Genomic DNA, 22438 nt, shown 5'->3' on the forward strand with positions numbered 1-22438 from the left:
CTGTCAGGCTCGCGGGTTCGGCGCTGCCGTGCCCGTCGAGCCGTCACCCTGCTGGTCGGGACCGCGACACCGATCGGCGACAATGGGCCCGTGAGTATCGAGGAGCTGACGTTCGACGCGGCCGGGCTGATCCCGGCCGTGGTGCAGCAGTACGACACCCGCGAGGTCCTGATGGTCGGCTGGATGGACGCCGAAGCCGTCCGCCGGACCGCGGCCACCGGCCGGAGTACGTTCTGGTCCCGCAGCCGGCAGGAGTACTGGGTGAAGGGCGAGACCAGCGGTCATCGCCAGCACGTGAAGCAGATCCTCGTCGACTGCGACGCCGACACCCTGCTGGTGCTGGTGGACCAGGAAGGGCCGGCCTGTCACAAGGGGACCCGCAGCTGCTTCGAGCACGGTGAGATCGAGGTCAAGGCATGACGACGAGCCCGTCCCTGGAGACCTTCCGCGAGTACGCGAAGGACCGCCGGGTCATCCCGGTCACCCGCCGGCTGCTGGCCGACGCGGAGACGCCGATCGCGGTCTACGGCAAGCTCGCGGCCGAGCGCCCCGGCACCTTCCTGCTCGAGTCCGCGGAGAACGGCGGCGTCTGGTCGCGGTACTCGTTCATCGGGGTCCGCAGCGCCGCGACGCTGACCGAACGCAACGGCGAGGCGGTCTGGACGGGCAACCCGCCGGTCGGCCTGCCCGAGCACGGTGACCCGTTGCGGGCGCTGCGCGAGACGCTGGAGATCCTGCACACGCCGCGCCTTCCCGACCTGCCCCCGTTGACCGGCGGCATGGTCGGCTTCCTCGGGTACGACGCGGTGCGCCGGCTGGAGAAGTTGCCGGACACAACGGTCGACGACCTCGGCCTGCCCGAGCTGACGTTCCTGTTCGCCACCGATCTGGCCGCGCTCGACCACGAGACCGGCGAGATCTGGCTGATCGCGAACGCGGTGAACTGGGACGACTCCGACGACCGGGTGGACGACGCGTACGCCGACGCGGTCCGCCGGCTCGACGCGATGGAGAAGGACCTGGCCCAGCCCACCCCGTCGTACGTGGTGCGCGCGGACCGGACCGCGATCCCGGAGCCGCACCGGCAGCGGTCCAGCGCGGAGTACCGGGAGGCCGTCGAGCACGCCAAGGAGGAGATCCGGGCCGGCGAGGCGTTCCAGATCGTCGTGTCCCAGCGGTTCGAGCTGGAGACGTCGGCGAGCGCGCTGGACATCTACCGGGTGCTGCGCCGGTCGAACCCGAGCCCGTACATGTACCTGGTCCGGCTGGACGGCTTCGACATCGTCGGGTCCAGCCCGGAGGCGCTCGTCAAGGTCACCGACAACAAGGTGATCCTGCACCCGATCGCCGGAACCCGTCGCCGTGGCGCGACCCCGGAGGAGGACCACGCGCTGGAGGAGGAGCTGCGCGCCGACGCGAAGGAGCGGGCCGAGCACCTGATGCTGGTCGACCTCGGCCGCAACGACGTCGGCCGGGTCTGCGCGCCGGGCACGGTCGAGGTGGTCGACTTCATGGACGTCCGGCGGTACAGCCACGTGATGCACCTGGAGTCGACCGTGACCGGGCGGCTCGCGGCCGGCAAGACCGCCTTCGACGCGCTCACCGCGGCGTTCCCGGCCGGTACCTTGTCGGGGGCGCCGAAGCCGCGCGCGATGGAGATCATCGACAAGCTCGAGGTGACCAGACGCGGCGTGTACGGCGGGGTGGTCGGCTACCTCGACTTCGCCGGTGACGCGGACACCGCGATCGCGATCCGTACCGCCGTCCTGCGCGGGAAGACCGCGTACGTGCAGGCCGGTGCGGGCATCGTGGCGGACTCGGACCCGGCGGCCGAGGACGCCGAGTGCCGGACGAAGGCGGCGGCGGTGCTGAACGCGATCGCCGTGGCCGGAACGTTCTCCGAGGTCTGATGCGCTCACAACGTCTGGTCGATCTGCTCGCCGTCCTGGCGCTGGCCCTGCTCGCGCTGTCGGCCTACCTGAACTGGTCGTACGGCGACCCGGGCAGCGGCCGGCCCCGGGTGGAGTTCAGCGGGTACTCGGTCACGCGCGCCCCGGTCACGCTGGCGCTGGCCGCGTTGGTCGCGGTCGTCGTCACCAAGCTGGCCGGGACGGCGTTGCGCCGAGTCCTGGCCGTGCTCGTCGTGCTGATGGGTGTGGCCGCGATCGGTGTCGCGCTGCAGGTCCGGCCGAACGCGGAGGAGCTGAGCCGGTTGCGGCCGGAGCTCAGCCAGGCCGTGACCGACCAGGTGGTGCTGACGACGGGACCGGCGCCGTGGTTCGCGTTGGCCGGGGGAGTGGCCCTGGTCACGGCGGGGGTGATCGCGCTGTCGACGGCCCATCACTGGCGGCGACCGACGGCGAAGTACGACCGGGATCCGGCCGCCACACCGGCCGATCAGTGGAAGGCGATCGACGCGGGTGAGGACCCGACGATCTGATCGCGGCGGCCTACCGCCACAATAGGACGGGACGACAGGAGGAGTGGCGCCAACTATGGACAAGACGACCGCTGATCAGCCGGTGGCATTCGAGAGCGACGAAGGTCACGCGGGCGGCCTGCACGGAAGCACTCCGGCGGCCTGGACCGCCGTGGTGATCGTGCTGCTCGGCTTCACCCTCGGAGCCATCGCGATGGTGATGGGGCCGAACTGGGTGCTGTTCTGGATCTCCGTCGCGATCGCCCTCGTCGGCGGCCTGGTCGGCAAGGTGATGCAGCTGCTCGGCTTCGGCGCCAAGTCCAGCGACCACCACTGACGGACGGACGACTCGATGACTGTGCTTGACGACATCCTCGCCGGGGTCCGGGAGGACCTGGCGGAGCGCCAGGCGCGGATCAGCCTGGACGACCTCAAGGTGGAGGCACACCGCAAGCCCGACGCCAAGGACCCGATGCCGAAGTTCCGCGGCGAGGGCATCGCGGTGATCGCCGAGGTGAAGCGGTCCAGCCCGTCCAAGGGCGCGCTGGCCGACATCGCCGATCCGGCCGCGCTCGCCTCGGAGTACGAGGAGGGCGGCGCGGCCGCGATCTCGGTGCTAACCGAGAAGCGCCGGTTCAACGGCAGCCTGGAGGACCTGCGCGAGGTCCGCGGCCGGGTCGACGTTCCCGTGCTGCGCAAGGACTTCGTGGTCTCCTCGTACCAGCTGTGGGAGGCCCGGGCGGCCGGCGCCGACATGGTGCTGCTGATCGTGGCGGCGCTGGAGCAGGAGGCCCTGGTCTCGCTGATCGAGCGCGCGCACTCGATCGGTCTGTGCCCGCTGGTCGAGGTGCACGACGAGGAGGAGACCCGGCGTGCGGTGGACGCCGGAGCCCAGCTGATCGGCGTGAACAACCGCAACCTGAAGACCCTCGAGGTCGACCGGAACACCTTCGCCCGGGTCGCCCCGGTCATCCCGTCCAACGTGGTCCGGGTGGCGGAGTCCGGCGTCCGTGGCCCGCATGATGTAATCGAGTTCGCGCGCGCCGGGGCCGATGTCGTCCTCGTCGGTGAGACCCTGGTGACCGGCAGCGATCCCCGCTCCTCGGTCGCCGACCTGGTCGCTGCGGGATCGCATCCCGCCATCCAGCAGCGCCACTGACAACAGAGGTGACCCGCTTCCAACCCGGGTCACTCGGTTCACGAGCGGGTTCAACGAGACCGTTGAGCCCGCTCGAACGGTTTTCGACCCACGACGGGTCACGGAAGGCTTCACCATGACCGTAGTGCTGCCCGACCAGCTCGGGCACTTCGGCCGCTTCGGCGGCAGGTTCATGCCGGAGGCGCTGATCGCGCCGCTCGACGAGCTCACCAAGGCGTGGCAGGAGGCGATGGCCGATCCCGCCTTCACCGCCGAGTTCGAGCGGATGCTGCGGGAGTACGCGGGCACGCCGAGCCTGCTGTACGACGCGACCCGGCTGTCCGAGGTCGCCGGGGCGCGGATCCTGCTCAAGCGCGAGGATCTCAACCACACCGGCGCGCACAAGGTCCGCAACGTCCTCGGCCAGGCGTTGCTGACCAAGCGGATGGGCAAGACCCGGGTGATCGCCGAGACCGGCGCCGGCCAGCACGGCGTCGCCACCGCCACCGCGTGCGCGTACCTGGATCTCGAGTGCGTCGTCTACATGGGCGAGGTCGACACCGAGCGGCAGGCGCTGAACGTGGCCCGGATGAAGCTGCTCGGCGCCGAGGTGATCCCGGTGAAGACCGGCAGCCGGACGCTGAAGGACGCGATCAACGAGGCCCTGCGGGACTGGGTCGCCAGCGTCGACGACACCCACTACCTGCTCGGCACGGCGGCCGGCGGGCACCCGTTCCCGGCGATGGTGCGCGACTTCGTCCGCGGCATCGGCGACGAGGCCCGGGCCCAGTCGCTCGAGCTGCTCGGCCGGTTGCCGGACGCCGCGATCGCCTGTGTGGGCGGCGGTTCGAACGCGATCGGCCTGTTCGCCGCGTTCGTCCCGGACACCACCGTGAAGCTGTACGGCATCGAGGCCGGCGGCGACGGGTACGACACCGGCCGGCACGCCGCGACGATCACGGCCGGCCAGGTCGGTGTCCTGCACGGCGCCCGCTCGTACCTGCTGCAGGACGAGGACGGCCAGACGATCGAGTCGCACTCCATCTCGGCCGGCCTGGACTACCCCGGCGTCGGTCCGGAGCACGCGTGGCTCGCGGAGACCGGGCGGGCGACGTACCGGCCGGCGACCGACGCGGCCGCGATGGACGCGCTGAAGCTGCTGGCCAGGACCGAGGGCATCATCCCCGCGATCGAGTCCGCGCACGCCATCGCCGGCGCGCTGGAGATCGCCCGTGAGCTCGGTCCCGAGGCGGTGCTGCTGGTCAACCTGTCCGGCCGTGGCGACAAGGACATGGACACGGCCGGGGAATGGTTCGGCCTGATCGAAGGCGGGAAGGCATGAGCGACTTGGTTGCCTTGGGCAAGGCCGGAGCCGCGATCCGGACCGCGAACGACGCCGGCCGCGGCGCCCTGGTCGGGTACCTGCCGGCCGGCTACCCGACGTACGAGGGTGGCGTGGACGCGATCAAGGCGCTCGTCGACGGCGGCGCCGACGTGATCGAGATCGGCCTGCCGTACTCGGACCCGGTGATGGACGGGGTCACGATCCAGCGCGCCACCGAGCAGGCGCTGGCCGGTGGGCTGCGGATCCGCGACGTGCTGAGCACGGTGGAGAAGGTTGCCTCGTACTCCGAGGTGCCGGTGCTCGTGATGACGTACTGGAACCCGATCGAGCGGTACGGCGTGGACCGGTTCGCCGCGGACCTGGCCGGGGCCGGGGGAGCCGGGCTGATCACGCCCGACCTGATCCCCGAAGAGGGCGTGGAGTGGATCGCGGCCGCCGACAAGTTCGAGCTGGACAAGGTGTTCCTGGTGTCGCCGTCGTCGACCGAGGAGCGGATCGCGCTGACCACGGCGAACTGCCGCGGCTTCGTCTACGCGACCGCTGTGATGGGTGTCACGGGCGCTCGTGAGTCCACCTCCGACCTGGCCGCGCCGCTGGTCGCCCGGACGAAGGCGGCCACCGGGTTGCCGGTCGGGGTCGGCCTGGGCGTGTCCAACGCGGACCAGGCGGCCGGTCTCGCCGCGTACGCGGACGCGGTGATCGTCGGGTCCGCGTTCGTCAAGGTGCTCGAGGCAGGTGGCGGTCCGGCGGGGGTCCGGGAGCTCACCGCGAGCCTCGCCGAAGGGGTCCGTCGGGAACCTCGCGCGCGCGCCGATCGTTAGAGTGCGCGTGAGTCGATCCAGGAACGCGGCCGTCCTGTTCGCCGCGGTGGCTCTGCTGGCCCTCGCGGGCTGCGGAGGCGGTCAGAAGGAAGAACCCAACAACCCGGGCGGGGCGATCATCCGTACCCCGGCCGGCGACCCGAACGGGATGCGCGGGGCCACGCTCGACCGGCCGTACGCGTTGCCCGCGAAGTCGCTGACCGACACCGGGGGCAACGAGTTCAACCTGGTCACCTCGACGAAGAAGCCGGTCACCCTGGTGTTCTTCGGGTACACCAACTGCCCGGACGTCTGCACGACCGTGATGGCCGACATCGCCTCCGCGCTGACCAAGGTGGACGAGTCGGTGCGGAACCAGGTGCAGATGGTGTTCATCACCACCGACCCGGCCCGGGACAACCCGGCGGTGATCCGCAAGTACCTGGACCGGTTCGACCCGTCGTTCGTCGGGCTGACCGGGCCGCTGGAGGAGATCAAGGACATCGCGAAGACGGTCGGCGTCCCGGTCGAGGGGATGAAGAAGCTGCCGTCCGGCGGGTACGAGGTCGGGCACGGCGCGCAGACGCTCGGCTTCGGCGCCGACGACAAGGCGACCGTGCTGTGGCTGGAGAACGCGGCCATCGGCGATCTGGCCCACGACTTCGGCAAGTTGGTCGAGGACAACCAGTGAGCCGGTCGTCCTGGCCTGCCTGGGCGTCGACGGCGGCCCGGCTGGTGCTGGGCGGCGTGATGCTGGTGGCCGGGGCGCTGAAGGTGACCGATCCGGCGACGGCCGCGCAGGCGGTCCGTGCCTACGAGCTGCTCCCGGAGGCGCTGGTGACCCCGGTGGGGTGGGGCCTGCCGTTCCTGGAGATGGCGATCGGCCTGCTGCTGGTCGTCGGTTTCGGAGTCCGGGTGGCCGCACTGGCCGCCGGGCTCTTCATGGTGGTGTTCGTCGCCGCGGTGTCCTCCGCCTGGGCTCGTGGTCTGTCGATCGACTGCGGCTGCTTCGGCGGCGGCGGTCAGGTCGCACCCGGCCAGACGAAGTACCTGCAGGAGATCCTGCGGGACGTCGGTCTGCTGGTACTCGCGGGCTGGCTGTGGTTCAGCCCGCACAGCAAGTTCGCGCTCGAATCGGATCCGCACGTATCGACAGGAGTAGCCGCGTCGTGAGCAAGACCAAACCCCCCATGAACCCGCTGCTGGCGCAGAAGAAGCGCCGGATCGGCCCCGGTGTCGTCGTCGTGGTCATCCTCGTGCTGGCGCTCGGCGCCGGGGTCGGGGTGCAGTACTGGCGGAGCAACTCCAAGGTCGAGGTGAGCTCGAACGGCAACCCCGAGCCCACCGTGATCACCGGCCCGGGCACGGCCGGCAAGGGCGTCACGGTCGGCAAGGAGGGCGCCAAGGCCCACATCGACCTGTACCTGGACTTCCGCTGCCCGCACTGCAAGGACTTCGAGGACGAGGCCGGCCCGGCGATCAACAAGCTGGTCGACGACGGCACCGCGACGCTGACCTACTGGCCGCTGATGTTCGTGAACCCGGACTCCTCGCCCCGGCTGGCGAACGCGTTCGCCGCCGCGGCCGCGAACGGCAAGGCGCGCAGCTACTCCGACGAGATGTACGCCGACTTCGCCAAGTCCTGGACCAACGACCAACTGATCGAGCTGGGCAAGCAGCTCGGTATCGACGACGCGAAGTTCGAGACCGCGATTAAGGACAACGCCTACGGCGGCTGGCTGCAGTCGGTCGGGCAGGCCGCGACCGACCGCAAGGTGGAGGGCACGCCGACCGTGTTCGTGAACGGCAAGATGCTCGAGGCCGACCAGCTCACGCCCGAAGGCATCACCGACGCCGTCACGGCGGCCTCCAACGGCAGCTGACGACCGCCGGCCCGTCGCGGGCGGTAGCCGGTCGAGTCGATCGGGTACCGGCGTGACGGGCCGAGTCCTCTTCGTGACCACGGGTTCGGTGGTTCCTGGGAGGGTGGTCGAGTAGCGTTCGTGCTTGCCATGTCTAGTCTGTTGCCCGCCGTGGTCGTACCGGCGTTCATCCCCAGTCCCAGCCAGGGTGTCTGGCACCTCGGTCCGCTGCCGCTGCGCGCGTACGCGATCTGCATCCTGCTCGGCATCTTCGCCGGGTACTGGCTCGGCCGGAAGCGCTGGGTCGCCCGCGGCGGATCGCCCGAGGTGCTGGCCGACATCATCATGTGGGCGGTGCCGTTCGGCCTGGTCGGGGCCCGGATCTACCACGTCCTGACCGACTACAAGCGGTACTTCGGGGCCGGCGGCGACCCGATCGACGCACTGAAGATCTGGAACGGCGGGCTCGGGATCTGGGGTGCGATCGCGTTCGGCGCGTTCGGGGCCTGGATCGCCTGCCGCCGGCACAAGGTGCCGTTCCTGGCGGTCGCGGACGCGATGGCGCCGGGGATCGCGCTGGCGCAGGTGTTCGGCCGGTTCGGCAACTACTTCAACCAGGAGCTGTTCGGCCGCCCGACCACGCACTGGTGGGGCCTGGAGATCGACCCGCAGCACCGGCCGGCCGGGTTCGAGCAGTTCGCCACCTTCCACCCGACCTTCCTGTACGAAGCGCTCTGGAACCTCGGCGTCGTCGCGCTGGTGATCCTGGCGGACCGGCGCTTCAAGTTCGGTCACGGCCGCGCGTTCGCGCTGTACGTCGCCGGGTACACCGCGGGCAGGGCCTGGATCGAGAACCTGCGCATCGACGAGGCGGACCACATCGCGGGTCTGCGCCTGAACGTGTGGACGTCGATCCTGGTCTTCGCCGGGGCCGTGGTCTTCTTCGTCCTCAGCGCCAAGCTGCGTCCGGGTCAGGAAGACGTCAGCGGTGGGAAGCCCGATCAGCCGACCGACCCGGAGGACGCCGAGGCGCGCCCTTCCGACGAGGCGGAGACCGCGGACAAGGCGTCTGACGAGACGCCGGACAAGGTGTCGGAGAGTGCCTCGGACGGGGCGAAGTCCGCCGCGGCCCCGGCAGACGCTCCCACTGACAGGCCTCGTGGCTGAGCAGGAACCAACCCCCACCGACGGCGCCGAACCCATCACGCCGCCGGTTCCAGCAGGCCCCGTCCCACCTCCAGCGGGTGGTTCGGCGGAGCATTCGGGGGATCACACGCATCGGGATGTGACCGGTGGGTGGTTGCGGCCGGCGGTGTTCGGGGCGATGGACGGGCTGGTGTCGAACTTCGCCCTGATCGCCGGCATGGACGGCGGCACCAGATCGGGATCGCAGGTGATCGTGCTCGCCGGGCTGGCCGGGTTGGCGGCCGGGGCGTTCTCGATGGCGGCGGGGGAGTACACCTCGGTCGCCTCGCAGCGGGAGCTGGCGCGGGCCGAGATCGAGGTGGAGCGGCGCGAGATCGAGACGCACCCGCACGACGAGGAGTACGAGCTCGCCGAGACGTACCGGGCGAAGGGCCTGGACCCCGACCTGGCGAGCAAGGTGGCGAAGCAGTTCCACGCCGACCCGGACCAGGCGCTCGAGGAACACGTCCGCGAGGAGCTCGGTCTGGACCCGAACGACCTCCCGTCCCCGGTGACCGCGGCCGCGTCGTCGTTCGTCTGCTTCGCGATCGGCGCCCTGATCCCGTTGCTGCCGTACCTGCTCGGCGCGGGCAGCGTGATCCCGGCGCTGATTCTGTCCCTGACCGCGTTGTTCGCCTGCGGGGCCGTGGTCAGCCGGGTCACGAGCCGCTCCTGGTGGTACTCCGGCCTCCGCCAGCTCCTGCTCGGCGCCGCGGCCGCCGGCCTCACGTACTTCGTCGGCACCCTGGTCGGTCCGGGGATCTGACTCCCTCGTAGACCTTCGGCGCATCGCTGCGAACTTTCTTCGGGCGGCACGTCAAGAATGCTCGGCCGGCCCCGACTGATCGGTGACCAACGACGAACCAGGGAGAGATCATGCCGGCTGCCGGCCAGTCCATCAACAAGCAGACCGTCGAGCGGTACATCGACGGGTTCAACAAGTCCGACCACGAGCAGATCCTGTCGTGCCGCTGACCGGGAACGACTACAAGGCAATCACTCAAGAAACTTCCAACCCGGGGCACTAGCTGTGAGGTCCAGGGACATCCAGCCGCTGGGTGTGCGTGAACAGGCCGCTGTAGGCGTTGAGGGCGGGCTGGCCGCCGAGGTGGGCGTAGAGGACGTTCGAGTCCTTGCCGAGCTCGCCGGCGCGGACCAGGTCGATCAGGCCGGCCATCGACTTCCCCTCGTACACGGGGTCGATGATCATCCCCTCCAGCTGCCCGGTCAGCCGGATAGCGTCCAGAGTGGACTGGACCGGGATGCCGTAGGACTCGCCGGCCCAGCCGTTCAGCACGACGATCTCGTCGTCGCGCAGATCCCGGCCGAGCTCGATCAGGTCCGCGGTGGCGCGCGCGATCCGCTCGACCTGCTCGCGCGTCTCGGTCAGCTTGGCGCTGGCGTCGATCCCGAGCACCCGGCGCGGCCGGTCCTGGCCGGCGAACCCGGCGATCATGCCGGCCTGGGTCGACCCGGTCACCGCGCAGACCACGATCGTGTCGAAGAAGACACCGAGCTCCCGCTCCTGCTGCTCGACCTCGTACGCCCAGTTGGCGAAGCCGAGTCCGCCGAGCCTGTGGTCCGACGCGCCCGCCGGGATCGCGTACGGGGTGCCGCCGCGCGCGGTCACGTCGGCGAGCGCCTGCTTCCAGCTGTCCTTGAACCCGATCCCGAAGCCGGCCGGGTCGAGCCGGACCTCGGCGCCCATGATCCGGCTCAGCAGGATGTTGCCGACCCGGTCGTTCACCGCGTCCGGCCAGTCGACCCACTTCTCCTGTACCAGCACGCAGTCCAGCCCGGCCCTGGCCGCGACCGCCGCCACCTGCCGGGTGTGGTTGGACTGGTATCCGCCGATCGACACCAGCGTGTCGGCGCCCTGGGCGAGCGCGTCGGGCAGCAGGTACTCCAGCTTGCGCGTCTTGTTGCCGCCGTAGGCGAGCCCGGAGTTGCAGTCCTCCCGTTTCGCCCAGATCCGCGGCCCGCCGAGGTACCCGCTGAGCCGGTCGAGCGGATGGACCGGGCTGGGCCCGAACGTCAGCGGATACCGGGGAAAGTCGGCCAGTCTCATGGTTCCTCCAGTCCAGATCGCCTCACCCCATCTTCGCGCGCGCCGCCTCGTCCACCACGTCCGCCAGCGCCGTCAACCGACGGACGTGGTCCCCGGGCTCGGGCTGATCGAGCGACCAGGCCGCCCGCGAGACCGCCGTGTACGCCGCGGTGATCACGGCACCACGACGAGCGCCCCGCCGGTTGCCATACGCGCCGAGCAAATCGTCCAGGGTGCGATCCTCGGCGAGGAGCAGGTACCCGAGGTCGAAGCCGATCGGGCCGACGCCGAACTGCTCCCAGTCGATCGCGATCACGTCGTCGCCGTCCCGGCCGAGGAGGTTCACCGGATGCGCGTCACCGTGCGTCGGTACCCGCGGCAACGCGTCCAGCTCGGCCAGCGCCTCCGCCCGGCGGGACCACAACGCTTCAACCGCGTGCCGAAGCTCGGCCGGCAGCTCGATCCGATCCAGGGCACGCCACCCACCACGCCGTTCGACGGTCGCCAGCCGGGTCCGCAGGACGTCGCGGGCTCCCCATGCGGGCTCGGCGACCACCGAGGCCGCGAACCGCCCGAGCGCGTGCGCGAGTTCAGCAGATGTCAGCGCGACCGGCTCGACCCAGGAGGTCCACACCGTGATCCCGGATCCGTCCCGCTCGACCTTGACGGTCGTGGGGGAGCGGAGTCCCGGCGTACGGGCGACGAGGCCGGATTCGGCGACCAGGGCCTGCCGTTGCCAGTACGCGTGGTGCCGTGGTTGCTCGGGACCGGGCAGGAGGCGTTTGACGACGAGCCCGTCGGGGGTCCGCCAGACTCCGCCGTTGTGCTGGCCGGTTCCGCTGGTGAGGGGTTCCCAGTCCGGACGCATGAGGTCCACCCTGGCGGAGACGACGCGAGGAATTCACCTGGTTTCGGGTGGTTGTGGACCTCGTGACCTGGGAGGATGGGCGGGGAGAGTGAGCGCTTGCTTACACCCTGTCACCGGAAGGTGCGCAAGGCGTTGTGACGGTGGAACGGCTGTCCATCTGTCGGGCGTCATGAGGTAGTCTCGGGACTCCCGGCTTGGGCCAATGTTGTCCCGCGGCCAGTTGTTGACCGTAGGACGACGGGAGCCCCTGAATGTTTGGTCGCCCCCCTTTCCCGAGCGAGGGTCTGTACGACGGACAGCACGAGCACGACGCCTGTGGTGTCGCGTTCGTCGCCACCCTCACCGGTGAACCCAGCCACGACATCGTGGCCAAGGCTTTGACCGCCCTGCGGAATCTCGAGCACCGTGGTGCCTCCGGCGCCGAGCCGGACTCCGGCGACGGGGCCGGCATCCTGATCCAGGTCCCGGACGCGTACTACCGCAAGGTCTGCGACTTCGAGCTCCCGGTGCAGCGTGGGTACGCCACCGGCATCGCCTTCCTGCCGGCCGATCCCGACGACGCGGCGAAGGCGGTCGCGCGGATCGAGGAGATCGCCGCCGAGGAGAGCCTGACCGTGCTCGGCTGGCGCGACGTGCCGACCGACGCGTCGATGCTCGGCTCCACCGCGCGCTCGGTGATGCCGTTGTTCCGTCAGCTGTTCGTGGCCGCCAAGTCGGGCCGGGTGCTCGGGCTGGCGCTGGAGCGGATGGTGTTCCGGCTGCGCAAGCGGGCCGAGCGGGAGACCTCGACGTACTTCCCGTCGCTGTCCGGGCGGACCATCACCTACAAGGGGATGCTGACCACCGACCAGCTGGACAAGTTCTTCCCCGAGCTGACCGACCCCGACCTCGCCTCGGCGATCGGCGTCGTGCACTCGCGGTTCTCCACCAACACGTTCCCGTCCTGGCCGCTGGCGCACCCGTACCGGTACATCGCCCACAACGGTGAGATCAACACCGTCCAGGGCAACCGGAACTGGATGCGGGCCCGGGAGGCGCTGCTGGCCAGCGACCTGATCCCGGGTGACCTGGAGCAGCTGTACCCGATCTGTACGCCGGGCGCGTCGGACTCCGCGTCGTTCGACGAGGTGCTGGAACTGCTCCACCTCGGTGGCCGGTCGCTGCCGCACGCGATGCTGATGATGATCCCGGAGGCGTGGGAGAACGCCACCACGATGGATCCGAAGCGGCGCGCGTTCTACGAGTTCCACTCGACCCTGATGGAGCCGTGGGACGGACCGGCCTCGGTCGTGTTCTCCGACGGCACCAAGGTCGGCGCGGTGCTGGACCGCAACGGCCTGCGCCCGTCCCGGTACTGGGTGACCGAGGACGGCCTGGTCGTGCTGGCCTCCGAGGCCGGCGTGCTCGACATCGACCCGGCCACCGTGACCCAGAAGGGCCGCCTCGAGCCGGGCAAGATCTTCCTCGTCGACGTCGAGGGGCACCGGATCATCACCGACCCCGAGGTGAAGGCCGCGCTCGCCGAGGAGAACCCGTACGACGAGTGGCTGCACGCGGGCCTGATCCGGTTCGAGGACCTGCACGAGCGCGAGCACGTGGTGCACAGCCACGCCTCGGTCACCCGTCGCCAGCAGGTCTTCGGGTACACCGAGGAAGAGCTCCGGGTCATCCTCACCCCGATGGCGAAGACCTCCGCCGAGCCGATCGGCTCGATGGGCACCGACACCCCGATCGCGGTCCTCAGCGACCGGCCGCGGCTGCTGTTCGACTACTTCGCGCAGTTGTTCGCCCAGGTGACGAACCCGCCGCTGGACGCGATCCGCGAGGAGCTGGTGACCTCGCTGTCGTCGTCCCTCGGCCCGGAGTCGAACCTGCTCAACCCGAGCCCGGCGTCCTGCCGGCAGGTTGTGCTGCCCTTCCCGGTGATCACCAACGACGAGCTCGCCAAGCTGCGCCACATCAACCTGGACGGCGACATGCCGGGCCTGGCGACCACGGTGCTGCGCGGCGGGTACGACGTCGAGGGCGGCGGCGACGCGCTGCGGACCCGGCTGGAGGAGATCTGCGCCGAGGCGTCGGCGGCGATCGCGGACGGCGCCCGCATCCTGGTGCTGTCCGACCGGCACTCCAACGCGGACAAGGCGCCGATCCCGTCGCTGCTGCTCACCGCCGCGGTGCACCACCACCTGGTCCGGGAGAAGACCCGGACCCAGGTCGGCCTGGTGGTCGAGGCCGGTGACGTCCGCGAGGTCCACCACGTCGCGCTGCTGATGGGCTACGGCGCGGCCGCGATCAACCCGTACCTCGCGCTGGAGTCCGTCGAGGACCTCTGCCGGCGCGGCACGTACCTGCCCGGGATCGAGCCGGAGCAGGCCGTCCGGAACGTGGTGAAGTCGCTCGGCAAGGGCGTGCTCAAGGTGATGTCCAAGATGGGCGTCAGCACCGTCGCGTCGTACACCGGCGCGCAGATCTTCGAGGCGACCGGCCTGGCGCCGGAGCTGGTGGACACCTACTTCACCGGCACGTCGAGCAAGCTCGGCGGCGTCGGCCTGGACGTCATCGCCGAGGAGGTCCGCCGGCGGCACCTGCGGGCGTACCCGGCCGACGGCATCCTGCCCGCGCACCGCAAGCTCGAGGTCGGCGGCGAGTACCAGTGGCGCCGCGAGGGTGAGCCGCACCTGTTCGACCCGGAGACGGTCTTCCGGCTGCAGCACTCCACCCGGACCGGGCGCTACGACATCTTCAAGCAGTACACGCACCGGGTCGACGAGCAGTCCGAGCGGCTGATGACGCTGCGCGGCCTGTTCGGGTTCGCCTCCGACCGGGAGCCGATCAGCATCGACGAGGTCGAGCCGGTCTCGGCGATCGTCAAGCGGTTCTCCACCGGCGCGATGAGCTACGGCTCGATCAGCGCGGAGGCGCACGAGACACTCGCGATCGCGATGAACCGGCTCGGCGGCAAGTCGAACACCGGTGAGGGCGGCGAGAACTCCGACCGGCTGCACGACCCGGCCCGGCGCAGCTCGATCAAGCAGGTCGCGTCCGGCCGGTTCGGCGTGACCGCGGAGTACCTGACCAACTCCGACGACATCCAGATCAAGATGGCGCAGGGCGCGAAGCCCGGCGAGGGCGGCCAGCTGCCCGGCCACAAGGTGTACCCGTGGGTGGCGGGCACCCGGCACTCCACGCCGGGCGTCGGCCTGATCTCGCCGCCGCCACACCACGACATCTACTCGATCGAGGATCTGGCCCAGCTGATCCACGACCTGAAGAACGCCAACCCGAAGGCGCGGATCCACGTCAAGCTCGTCTCCGAGGTCGGCGTCGGCACGATCGCCGCCGGCGTCAGCAAGGCGCACGCGGACGTCGTCCTGATCTCCGGCCACGACGGCGGGACGGGCGCGGCGCCGCTCACCTCGCTCAAGCACGCGGGCGGTCCGTGGGAGCTCGGCCTGGCCGAGACCCAGCAGACCCTGCTGCTGAACGGCCTGCGGGACCGGATCGTGGTGCAGACCGACGGCCAGCTGAAGACCGGCCGGGACGTCATCGTGGCGGCCCTGCTCGGCGCCGAGGAGTACGGCTTCGCGACCGCGCCGCTGGTCGTGTCCGGCTGCATCATGATGCGCGTCTGCCACCTGGACACCTGCCCGGTCGGCGTCGCGACCCAGAACCCGGTGCTGCGGGACCGGTTCGCGGGTAAGCCGGAGTTCGTGGTGAACTTCTTCGAGTTCATCGCCGAGGAGGTCCGCGAGTACCTGGCCCAGCTCGGCTTCCGGTCGCTGGACGAGGCGATCGGTCACGCCGAGGTGCTGGACATCCAGCGGGCGATGGAGCACTGGAAGGCCGACGGGCTCGACCTGTCGCCGATCCTGCACGTGCCCGCGCTGCCCGAGGGTGCGGCCCGGCACCAGACCGTCGAGCAGGACCACGGCCTCGACAAGGCGCTCGACAACGAGCTGATCCGGATCTGCGCGCCCGCCCTGGAGGACGGCGAACCGGTCCGCGCCCAGCTCGCGATCCGGAACGTGAACCGCACCGTCGGCACCCTGCTCGGCCACGAGATCACCAAGAAGTACCGGGCGGCCGGGTTGCCCGACGGCACCGTCGACCTGACCTTCACCGGGTCGGCCGGCAACTCGTTCGCCGCCTTCGTCCCGCGCGGGGTGACGCTGCGCCTCGAGGGCGACGCGAACGACTACGTCGGCAAGGGCCTGTCCGGTGGCCGGGTGGTGATCCGGCCGGACCGGCACGCCCGGTTCGACGCGGCCGACCAGATCATCGCCGGCAACGTGATCGCGTACGGCGCGACGTCGGGCGAGCTGTTCATCAGCGGGGGAGCGGGGCAGCGGTTCTGTGTCCGCAACTCCGGTGCCACCGCGGTCGTCGAGGCGGTCGGCGACCACGCGTGCGAGTACATGACCGGTGGCCGCGTCGTCGTGATCGGCGCGGTCGGCCGGAACTTCGCGGCGGGCATGTCGGGCGGCGTGGCCCACGTGCTCGACCTGGACCCCGCGCTGGTCAACCCCGAGCTGGTCGACCTCCAGCCGGTCAGCGACGAGGAGTCCGCCCTGTTGCAGGACCTGGTCCGCCGGCACCAGGAGGAGACCGGTTCGGAACGAGCGGCCAAGCTGCTCGCCGACTGGCCCGCCGCGGCCGCCAGGTTCACCACGGTGATGCCCCGCGACTACGCCCGGGTGCTCGCGGCCAAGGCGGCCGCCGAGCGGGACGGGCTGGACGAGGACGCCACCACCCGAGCGATGATGGAGGCCATCTGATGGCTGACCCGAAGGGATTCCTGACCACGCAACGCGAGGTCGCGGAGCGCCGTCCGGTGGCCGAGCGCGTCCAGGACTGGAACGAGGTCTACCCCGGTGGGCCGGGCAAGGCGCTGCTGCCGATCATCGGCAAGCAGGCCGGCCGCTGTATGGACTGCGGTATCCCGTTCTGCCACTCCGGCTGCCCGCTGGGCAACCTGATCCCGGAGTGGAACGACCTGGTCTGGCGGGACGACTGGACCGGGGCGATCGAGCGGCTGCACGCGACGAACAACTTCCCCGAGTTCACCGGCCGGCTCTGCCCGGCGCCGTGTGAGCCGGCCTGCGTGCTCGGCATCAACCAAGAGCCGGTGACGATCAAGAACGTCGAGGTCGCGATCATCGACAAGGCCTGGGAGTCCGGTGACGTCCGGCCCCAGCCGCCGGAGTGGCTGACCGGCAAGACGATCGCGGTCGTCGGTTCGGGTCCGGCCGGGCTCGCCGTCGCCCAGCAGCTCACCCGCGCCGGTCACACGGTCGCGGTGTACGAGCGGGCCGACGCGCCCGGCGGCCTGCTGCGGTACGGGATCCCCGAGTTCAAGATGGAGAAGGCGCAGGTCGACCGCCGGATCCAGCAGATGAAGGAAGAGGGCACCGTCTTCCGCTCCGGCGTCAACGTCGGCGCGGACGTCACCGGCACCCAGCTGAAGCAGCGGTACGACGCCGTCGTCATCGCCACCGGCGCGACCGCGGCCCGCGACCTGCCGGTCCCGGGCCGGGAGTTCGGCGGCGTGCACCAGGCGATGGAGTACCTGCCGCAGGCCAACCGGGTCGCCCTGGGCGCGACGGTCGAGGACCAGATCGTTGCGACCGGCAAGGACGTGGTGATCATCGGCGGTGGCGACACCGGCGCCGACTGCCTCGGCACGGCGCACCGGCAGGGCGCGCGCAGCGTGACCCAGCTGGAGATCATGCCGCGCCCGTCGGAGGAGCGGCCGAGCGGGCAGCCGTGGCCGACGTACCCGATGATCTACCGGGTCGCCTCCGCGCACGAAGAAGGCGGCGAGCGGGTGTACTCGGTGTCGACGAAGAACTTCGTCGCCGATGCCGACGGCAACGTGTCCGGCCTGGAACTGGTCGAGGTCGAGCTCAAGGACGGCAGGTTCACCCCGGTCGAGGGGTCGGAGCAGACCATCCCGGCGCAGCTGGTGCTGCTCGCGATGGGCTTCGTCGGCCCGGAGAAGGAAGGGTTCCTCGAGCAGCTCGGCGTGGAGCTGGACGAGCGCGGCAACGTCCGCCGGGACAAGGCGTACCAGACCTCGGTCGATGGCGTCTTCGCCTGCGGTGACGCCGGCCGTGGCCAGTCGCTGATCGTCTGGGCGATCGCGGAGGGCCGGTCCTGCGCGAACGGTGTGGACGCGTTCCTGACCGGTTCGTCCACGCTGCCGACCCCGATCCCGCCGACCGCCCGGCCGTTGGTGGTCTGAGGCAACGGTCCGCTGTGCCCGCCGTGCGCCGGAGTGTGACCGGGGAAACGCCGCGCCGCCTGTCGCGGGCGTTTGTGGCGGCCCAATAGGTTGGTGCACGTGGCTAGACGGTTACTGACCCGGTCCCGGCTCCGCAAGGCGGCGCCGTGGGCCGGGTTGGTGCTGTTGTGGCTGGTCGTCTCGGCGACCGTCGGGCTGTTCGGGTTCGTGAACGACTCCGAGCGGGTGACGATCGGCGCTCACGCCGCCGAGGTGTCGCCGACCTTCGACGGGCATGCGACGCTCGACCTCGGCGCCGTCCTGCCCCGGCTGCGGCTGCCGACCGATCTGCCGCTCGACCTGGGCGTCGACCTCGACGTCCAGGAGACCGACGCGAACAACCTCACCGACCTGCTCACCCGGGACGCGCTGATCGCGTCCCAGCCCGAAGGTGAGATCGCCCGGATCCGCCAGGTGGTCCAGGACATGGCGGTCGACAACGCGGTCGCCGGGGCCGGGTCCGGCCTGCTGGTCGCGGTGGTGGTGACCACCGTCTGGGCGATGCTCGGCCCGCGCCGCCGCCGCGAGCTGTGGGTCCTGGTGCACTCGCACGAACGCCGGGTCCGGCATCGCGCGATCGTGCTGCTGGTCGCGTTCCTGATCACGATCGCCTCGGTGATCGGGCCGGGCCAGATGCGGGCCGCCGAGGCGCCGCCGACCCAGTGGCGCCCGCTCGCCGACCTGCTGCCCGAGCTGACCTTCGACGCGCGGTTGCAGTCCGTCGAGGTGGCCTCCGGGTTCTCGACGACGGGCGGCGTCGGCATCATCCGGACCGCGGTGGAGACCTACGAGCGGTCCACGGACTTCTACGGGCGGCTGCGCGACCAGGTCAGCCGGGTCGGCGGCCGGATCCGGGCCGCCGGTGACGACGAGACGGTCGCGCTGCTGGTGTCCGACCGGCACGACAACATCGGGATGGACCCGTTCGCCGCCGAGGTGGCCAAGACGGCCGGCGCGAAGGTCCTGATCGACGCCGGTGACGATTCCTCGTCCGGGCAGTCCTGGGAGGTGTTCAGCATCAACTCGCTGGCCCAGCACTTCAAGGACCTCAAGGTGGTCGCGGTCGCGGGCAACCACGACGCCGGCGGCAACATCGAGGACGCGATGCGGAAGAACAAGTTCACCGTGCTGGACAGCAAACCGGTCGAGGTGGAGGGGATCCGGTTCCTCGGCGACAGCGACCCGACCCGGACCGGTCTCGGCAGCGCCGACAGCCCGGGGGAGGAGACGATCGCGGACCAGTCCGAGCGACTCGCCGACGTGGCCTGCGACCAGCCCGAGGACAAGCCGATCTCGACGATGGTGGTGCACGACCCGTCGTCGTTCGCGGAGACCGCCGCCCGAGGGTGCGCGACGCTGCTGGTCTCGGGTCACCTGCACCGCCGGGTCGGACCGGACACCAAGGTCGTCGACGGCAAGCCGGTGACCACCTTCACGAACGGGACCACGGGCGGCGCGGCGTACGCGTTCGCCCTCGGGTACACCCTGCGCCGCCCGGGCGAGGTCACGCTGGTCACGTACCGGCAGGGGTTGCCGATCGGTCTCCAGACGGTGACCGCGGAACTGACCGGCGAGGTCACCGTCGGGGCCTACAAACCCTTGCCGGGCTGACGAAATCGCTGCCGCGGCAGGTGGATCCACGGCTCGTCACAACTTGTTAACCGTCCAGTAATGGGGGCGGACCAGCGGGCCCAGTGGTTTGTAGGAGTAGGGTTTTGTGACGTGCGTCGCGCAAAGATCGTTTGTACGCTCGGCCCGGCTACGGCCGCCCCGGAGCGCATCCTGGAACTCGTCCAAGCGGGCATGGACGTCGCCCGGCTCAACCTGAGCCACGGCGCCCACGCCGAGCATGAGCGGATCTACCAACGGATCCGCACGGCCGCGGCCGAGACCGGCAAGAACGTCGGCATCCTGGTCGACCTGCAGGGCCCGAAGATCCGGCTGGCGGAGTTCGCCGAAGGCAAGGTCACCCTGACCTACGGCGAGCGCTTCACCATCACCACCCGCGAGGTCCCCGGCGACGTCACCATCTGCGGGACGACGTACGACGGGCTGCCCGGCGACGTGAAGCCCGGCGACCAGCTGCTCATCGACGACGGCCGGATCGCGCTGGTCGCCGAGGAGGTCACCGAGACCGACGTGATCTGCCGGGTCACCGTCGGCGGGCCGGTGTCGAACCACAAGGGCATCAACCTGCCCGGCGTCGCGGTCAGCGTGCCCGCGATGTCGGAGAAGGACGCCGAGGACCTGCGCTGGGCGCTGCACCTGCCGGCCGACATGATCGCGCTGTCGTTCGTCCGGGACGCCAGCGACATCCAGCTGGTGCACAAGATCATGGACGAGGAGGGCCTGCGGGTCCCGGTGATCGCCAAGATCGAGAAGCCGCAGGCGGTCGCGAACCTGGACGAGATCATCGAGGCCTTCGACGGCTTCATGGTCGCCCGCGGTGACCTCGGCGTGGAACTCCCGCTCGAGGAGGTCCCGCTGGTGCAGAAGCTGATCATCGACCAGGCCCGGCTGAACGCGAAGCCGGTGATCGTCGCCACCCAGATGCTGGAGTCGATGATCTCCGCCCCGCGGCCGACCCGGGCCGAGGCGTCCGACGTCGCGAACGCGGTGCTCGACGGCGCCGACGCGGTGATGCTGTCCGGTGAGACCAGCGTCGGCCGGTTCCCGATCGAGACGGTCAAGACGATGTCCCGGATCGTGGAGTCGACCGAGGACCACGGTCTCGGCCGGGTCCAGGAGATCGAGTGGGAGCCGCGCACCAAGGGCGGCGTGATCGCGAAGGCGGCCGCCGAGGTGGCCGACCGGATGGACGCGAAGTACCTGGTCGCCTTCACCCAGTCCGGCGACACCGCGCTCCGGCTGGCCCGGTACCGCACCGAGATCCCGGTGCTCGCGTTCACCCCGGTCCCGTCGGTCAGTTCCTGGCTGAGCGTGGTCTGGGGCATCGAGACCCACATCGTCCCCACCGTCGACCACACCGACGAGATGGTCCGCCAGGTCGACCAGCGCCTGCTCGAACTCGGCAAGCTCCAGAAGGGCGACCTCGTCGTCATCGTCGCCGGCAGCCCGCCCAGCATCCCGGGCAGCACCAACGCCCTCCGCATCCACCGCATGGGCGACGCCATCGAAGGCATCGCCCCGGGCTACCGCAGCTGACCTGAAACTGCCACTCGCCGGATCCGAGGCGCTCGGATCCGGCGAGTCCGCATTAGTGGGTCAGGTCTTCGGCCCGACGAATCGGTCCAGCGCGGCGACCGCCTCCCGCCGCGCGACCGACAGCAGCGTCGGCCGCGGCATCCGCCAAGGAATCTCCAGCAGATCCAGCGCCCACTGGCAGCAGCGCATGATGTCGCCGGAGGAGTTCGAGAACAGGTACCGCGGGTACTCGTAGCGCTTGGTCTGTCCGGCGACCTGCCGCCCGGTCCAGTTCAGAACGCGGCAGCCGTCCGAGTCGAACAGCCCACGCACGAACCGTTCGGGGCTCCCGGCAACGATCTCCCGCTGCCAGTCCGCCAATTCGATCAGCCGCAGATGCTTCGGCCCGGCGCCGTGCTGAGGGAACAGACACGGCCAGTGCTTCCAGTACGAGGTCACTTGCGTGCACCCGGCGGCGCGGGTGAGGTGTACCGGGCGCGTGGGGTGGACGGCAACAATTGACTCGGTGGCCTCGCTGATCAGACGGGGGTACGCGGTGTCGCAGGCGATGCGGAGGGAGTACACACCTTTCGCCAGCTTCGACAAGCAGCCATCACCCAGGTACAGCCCGATCAGGTGCGCGTAGGACGCCGAGTCCAGACCTCGCCCGGTACAGCGTGGGCAGGCGGTCGGATCGGCGTCACGTGGAGCCTCCTCCCGCCAGGCCCGCAGCGTCGCCCGGCTCGGCCCGAGCCGGCGACTGACCGAGCTGAGACTCTCACCCGAGCGCAGCGCCGCCAGGGCAGCCGACCGTCGGGACTCTTCGTACACGAGGGAGAGCGTGGCAGCAGCCACCGACAGTTCGGGAAAGTGTGCCCTGGGTGGGACTCGAACCCACACTGAACGGGTTTTGAATCCGCGCTCTCTGCCAATTGGAGTACCAGGGCTGGCTTGCCAGATCCTAGCGTATCCATCGGACGACCGTGACCACGGGGCAGACGAAACTGTCGGTGCCTGCAGAGACCATCGGTCATGGCGCACTTTCGTTCTCAGGAGACCGTCGACTCCGCGTTGTGGATGTCGGACGCCGTGATAAGTGACCGGCGTAACGCTGAGATCCACGGGGTGGCTGTGAAGACCGTCAAGCGGTGGCGGCGGCAGTATCGCGAGCTCGGGCTGCCCCGGCACGCGGGCTTCCAAGGGACGCCCTGCCCTCGGTGCGACGGCGCGGCGCTGGACGAGGAGGCGTACGCCCTGCTCCTCGGTTGGTACCTGGGGGACGGGCACATCGTCGCGGCGCGGGTATACATCTGCGCCGGATCGAGCTGGTCGACTGGCAGCGGGAGATAG

At 70.3% G+C, this 22438-nt stretch carries 20 protein-coding genes and 1 tRNA gene; 17 read left to right on the forward strand and 4 right to left on the reverse strand.

Annotated features, from left to right (window positions below):
* Nucleotides 1-90 precede the first annotated feature (90 nt).
* From hisI to FB561_RS24020, 12 genes are all read left to right on the forward strand, one after another.
* Nucleotides 91-420, forward strand: coding sequence for a phosphoribosyl-AMP cyclohydrolase (gene hisI, locus FB561_RS23965; protein ID WP_145810454.1), 330 nt, complete (start codon nucleotides 91-93; stop codon nucleotides 418-420).
* Nucleotides 417-1910, forward strand: a complete 1494-nt coding sequence (locus tag FB561_RS23970) for an anthranilate synthase component I (protein WP_145810456.1) — start codon at nucleotides 417-419, stop codon at nucleotides 1908-1910. Before hisI ends, FB561_RS23970 begins: the two co-directional genes overlap by 4 nt.
* Nucleotides 1910-2440 carry a Trp biosynthesis-associated membrane protein gene (locus FB561_RS23975; RefSeq protein WP_145810458.1) on the forward strand — a complete coding sequence of 177 codons (531 nt, stop codon included), beginning with the start codon at nucleotides 1910-1912 and terminating at the stop codon, nucleotides 2438-2440. Before FB561_RS23970 ends, FB561_RS23975 begins: the two co-directional genes overlap by 1 nt.
* Nucleotides 2441-2495: 55 nt before the next feature.
* Nucleotides 2496-2756: an HGxxPAAW family protein gene (locus tag FB561_RS23980; RefSeq protein WP_145810460.1), complete on the forward strand. Its 261-nt coding sequence runs from the start codon at nucleotides 2496-2498 to the stop codon at nucleotides 2754-2756.
* A 15-nt stretch (nucleotides 2757-2771) separates the two neighbouring features.
* Nucleotides 2772-3578, forward strand: a complete 807-nt coding sequence (gene trpC, locus FB561_RS23985) for an indole-3-glycerol phosphate synthase TrpC (protein ID WP_145810462.1) — start codon at nucleotides 2772-2774, stop codon at nucleotides 3576-3578.
* A 115-nt stretch (nucleotides 3579-3693) separates the two neighbouring features.
* Nucleotides 3694-4899, forward strand: a complete 1206-nt coding sequence (gene trpB / locus FB561_RS23990) for a tryptophan synthase subunit beta (RefSeq protein ID WP_145810464.1) — start codon at nucleotides 3694-3696, stop codon at nucleotides 4897-4899.
* Nucleotides 4896-5723 carry a tryptophan synthase subunit alpha gene (gene trpA, locus FB561_RS23995; RefSeq protein WP_145810466.1) on the forward strand — a complete coding sequence of 276 codons (828 nt, stop codon included), beginning with the start codon at nucleotides 4896-4898 and terminating at the stop codon, nucleotides 5721-5723. The genes trpB and trpA overlap by 4 nt, the downstream gene beginning before the upstream one ends.
* Before the next feature lie 7 nt (nucleotides 5724-5730).
* The gene (locus FB561_RS24000; protein WP_145810468.1) at nucleotides 5731-6393 is read left to right on the forward strand and encodes an SCO family protein; all 663 of its coding nucleotides are present in this window, start codon (nucleotides 5731-5733) and stop codon (nucleotides 6391-6393) included.
* Nucleotides 6390-6875 (forward strand): MauE/DoxX family redox-associated membrane protein, encoded by a 486-nt coding sequence (locus tag FB561_RS24005; protein ID WP_238335016.1) that lies wholly within the window; start codon nucleotides 6390-6392, stop codon nucleotides 6873-6875. Before FB561_RS24000 ends, FB561_RS24005 begins: the two co-directional genes overlap by 4 nt.
* Before the next feature lie 17 nt (nucleotides 6876-6892).
* Nucleotides 6893-7585, forward strand: coding sequence for a DsbA family protein (locus FB561_RS24010; RefSeq protein WP_238335017.1), 693 nt, complete (start codon nucleotides 6893-6895; stop codon nucleotides 7583-7585).
* 129 nt (nucleotides 7586-7714) lie between these two features.
* Entirely contained in the window at nucleotides 7715-8731 is a 1017-nt protein-coding gene (gene lgt / locus FB561_RS24015) for a prolipoprotein diacylglyceryl transferase (RefSeq protein ID WP_145810474.1), read from the forward strand.
* Nucleotides 8732-8849: 118 nt separating this feature from the next.
* Nucleotides 8850-9515, forward strand: coding sequence for a VIT1/CCC1 transporter family protein (locus FB561_RS24020; protein WP_145810477.1), 666 nt, complete (start codon nucleotides 8850-8852; stop codon nucleotides 9513-9515).
* Between the two features lie 258 nt (nucleotides 9516-9773).
* Here the strand turns inward: FB561_RS24020 and FB561_RS24025 are convergent, their stop codons facing one another.
* Together FB561_RS24025 and FB561_RS24030 are read right to left on the reverse strand one after the other, a co-directional pair.
* Nucleotides 9774-10817 carry a 1-aminocyclopropane-1-carboxylate deaminase gene (locus FB561_RS24025; protein ID WP_145810479.1) on the reverse strand — a complete coding sequence of 348 codons (1044 nt, stop codon included), beginning with the start codon at nucleotides 10815-10817 and terminating at the stop codon, nucleotides 9774-9776.
* 22 nt (nucleotides 10818-10839) lie between these two features.
* Nucleotides 10840-11664, reverse strand: coding sequence for a phosphotransferase (locus FB561_RS24030; RefSeq protein ID WP_145810481.1), 825 nt, complete (start codon nucleotides 11662-11664; stop codon nucleotides 10840-10842).
* A 251-nt stretch (nucleotides 11665-11915) separates the two neighbouring features.
* On the opposite strand from FB561_RS24030, the gene gltB reads away from it, so the two are divergent.
* The 4 genes from gltB (at nucleotide 11916) to pyk (ending at nucleotide 21109) form a co-directional block, all read left to right on the forward strand.
* Nucleotides 11916-16439, forward strand: coding sequence for a glutamate synthase large subunit (gene gltB / locus FB561_RS24035; RefSeq protein ID WP_145810483.1), 4524 nt, complete (start codon nucleotides 11916-11918; stop codon nucleotides 16437-16439).
* Entirely contained in the window at nucleotides 16439-17905 is a 1467-nt protein-coding gene (locus FB561_RS24040; RefSeq protein ID WP_145810485.1) for a glutamate synthase subunit beta, read from the forward strand. Before gltB ends, FB561_RS24040 begins: the two co-directional genes overlap by 1 nt.
* Before the next feature lie 99 nt (nucleotides 17906-18004).
* Entirely contained in the window at nucleotides 18005-19555 is a 1551-nt protein-coding gene (locus FB561_RS24045) for a metallophosphoesterase family protein (RefSeq protein ID WP_145810487.1), read from the forward strand.
* A gap of 111 nt (nucleotides 19556-19666) precedes the next feature.
* Nucleotides 19667-21109 (forward strand): pyruvate kinase, encoded by a 1443-nt coding sequence (gene pyk / locus FB561_RS24050; protein ID WP_202880724.1) that lies wholly within the window; start codon nucleotides 19667-19669, stop codon nucleotides 21107-21109.
* Nucleotides 21110-21169: 60 nt separating this feature from the next.
* Here pyk and FB561_RS24055 read toward each other — a convergent pair whose 3' ends face one another.
* Together FB561_RS24055 and FB561_RS24060 are read right to left on the reverse strand one after the other, a co-directional pair.
* Nucleotides 21170-21919 (reverse strand): transcriptional regulator, encoded by a 750-nt coding sequence (locus tag FB561_RS24055; protein WP_145810491.1) that lies wholly within the window; start codon nucleotides 21917-21919, stop codon nucleotides 21170-21172.
* A gap of 42 nt (nucleotides 21920-21961) precedes the next feature.
* Nucleotides 21962-22035, reverse strand: a tRNA-Leu gene (locus tag FB561_RS24060).
* 178 nt (nucleotides 22036-22213) lie between these two features.
* Here FB561_RS24060 and FB561_RS38765 point away from each other — a divergent pair.
* Complete coding sequence (locus tag FB561_RS38765) at nucleotides 22214-22438, forward strand: hypothetical protein (protein ID WP_337692320.1); 225 nt, start codon at nucleotides 22214-22216, stop codon at nucleotides 22436-22438.

It is taken from the genome of Kribbella amoyensis (assembly GCF_007828865.1).
In the GTDB taxonomy this organism is placed as follows: domain Bacteria; phylum Actinomycetota; class Actinomycetes; order Propionibacteriales; family Kribbellaceae; genus Kribbella; species Kribbella amoyensis.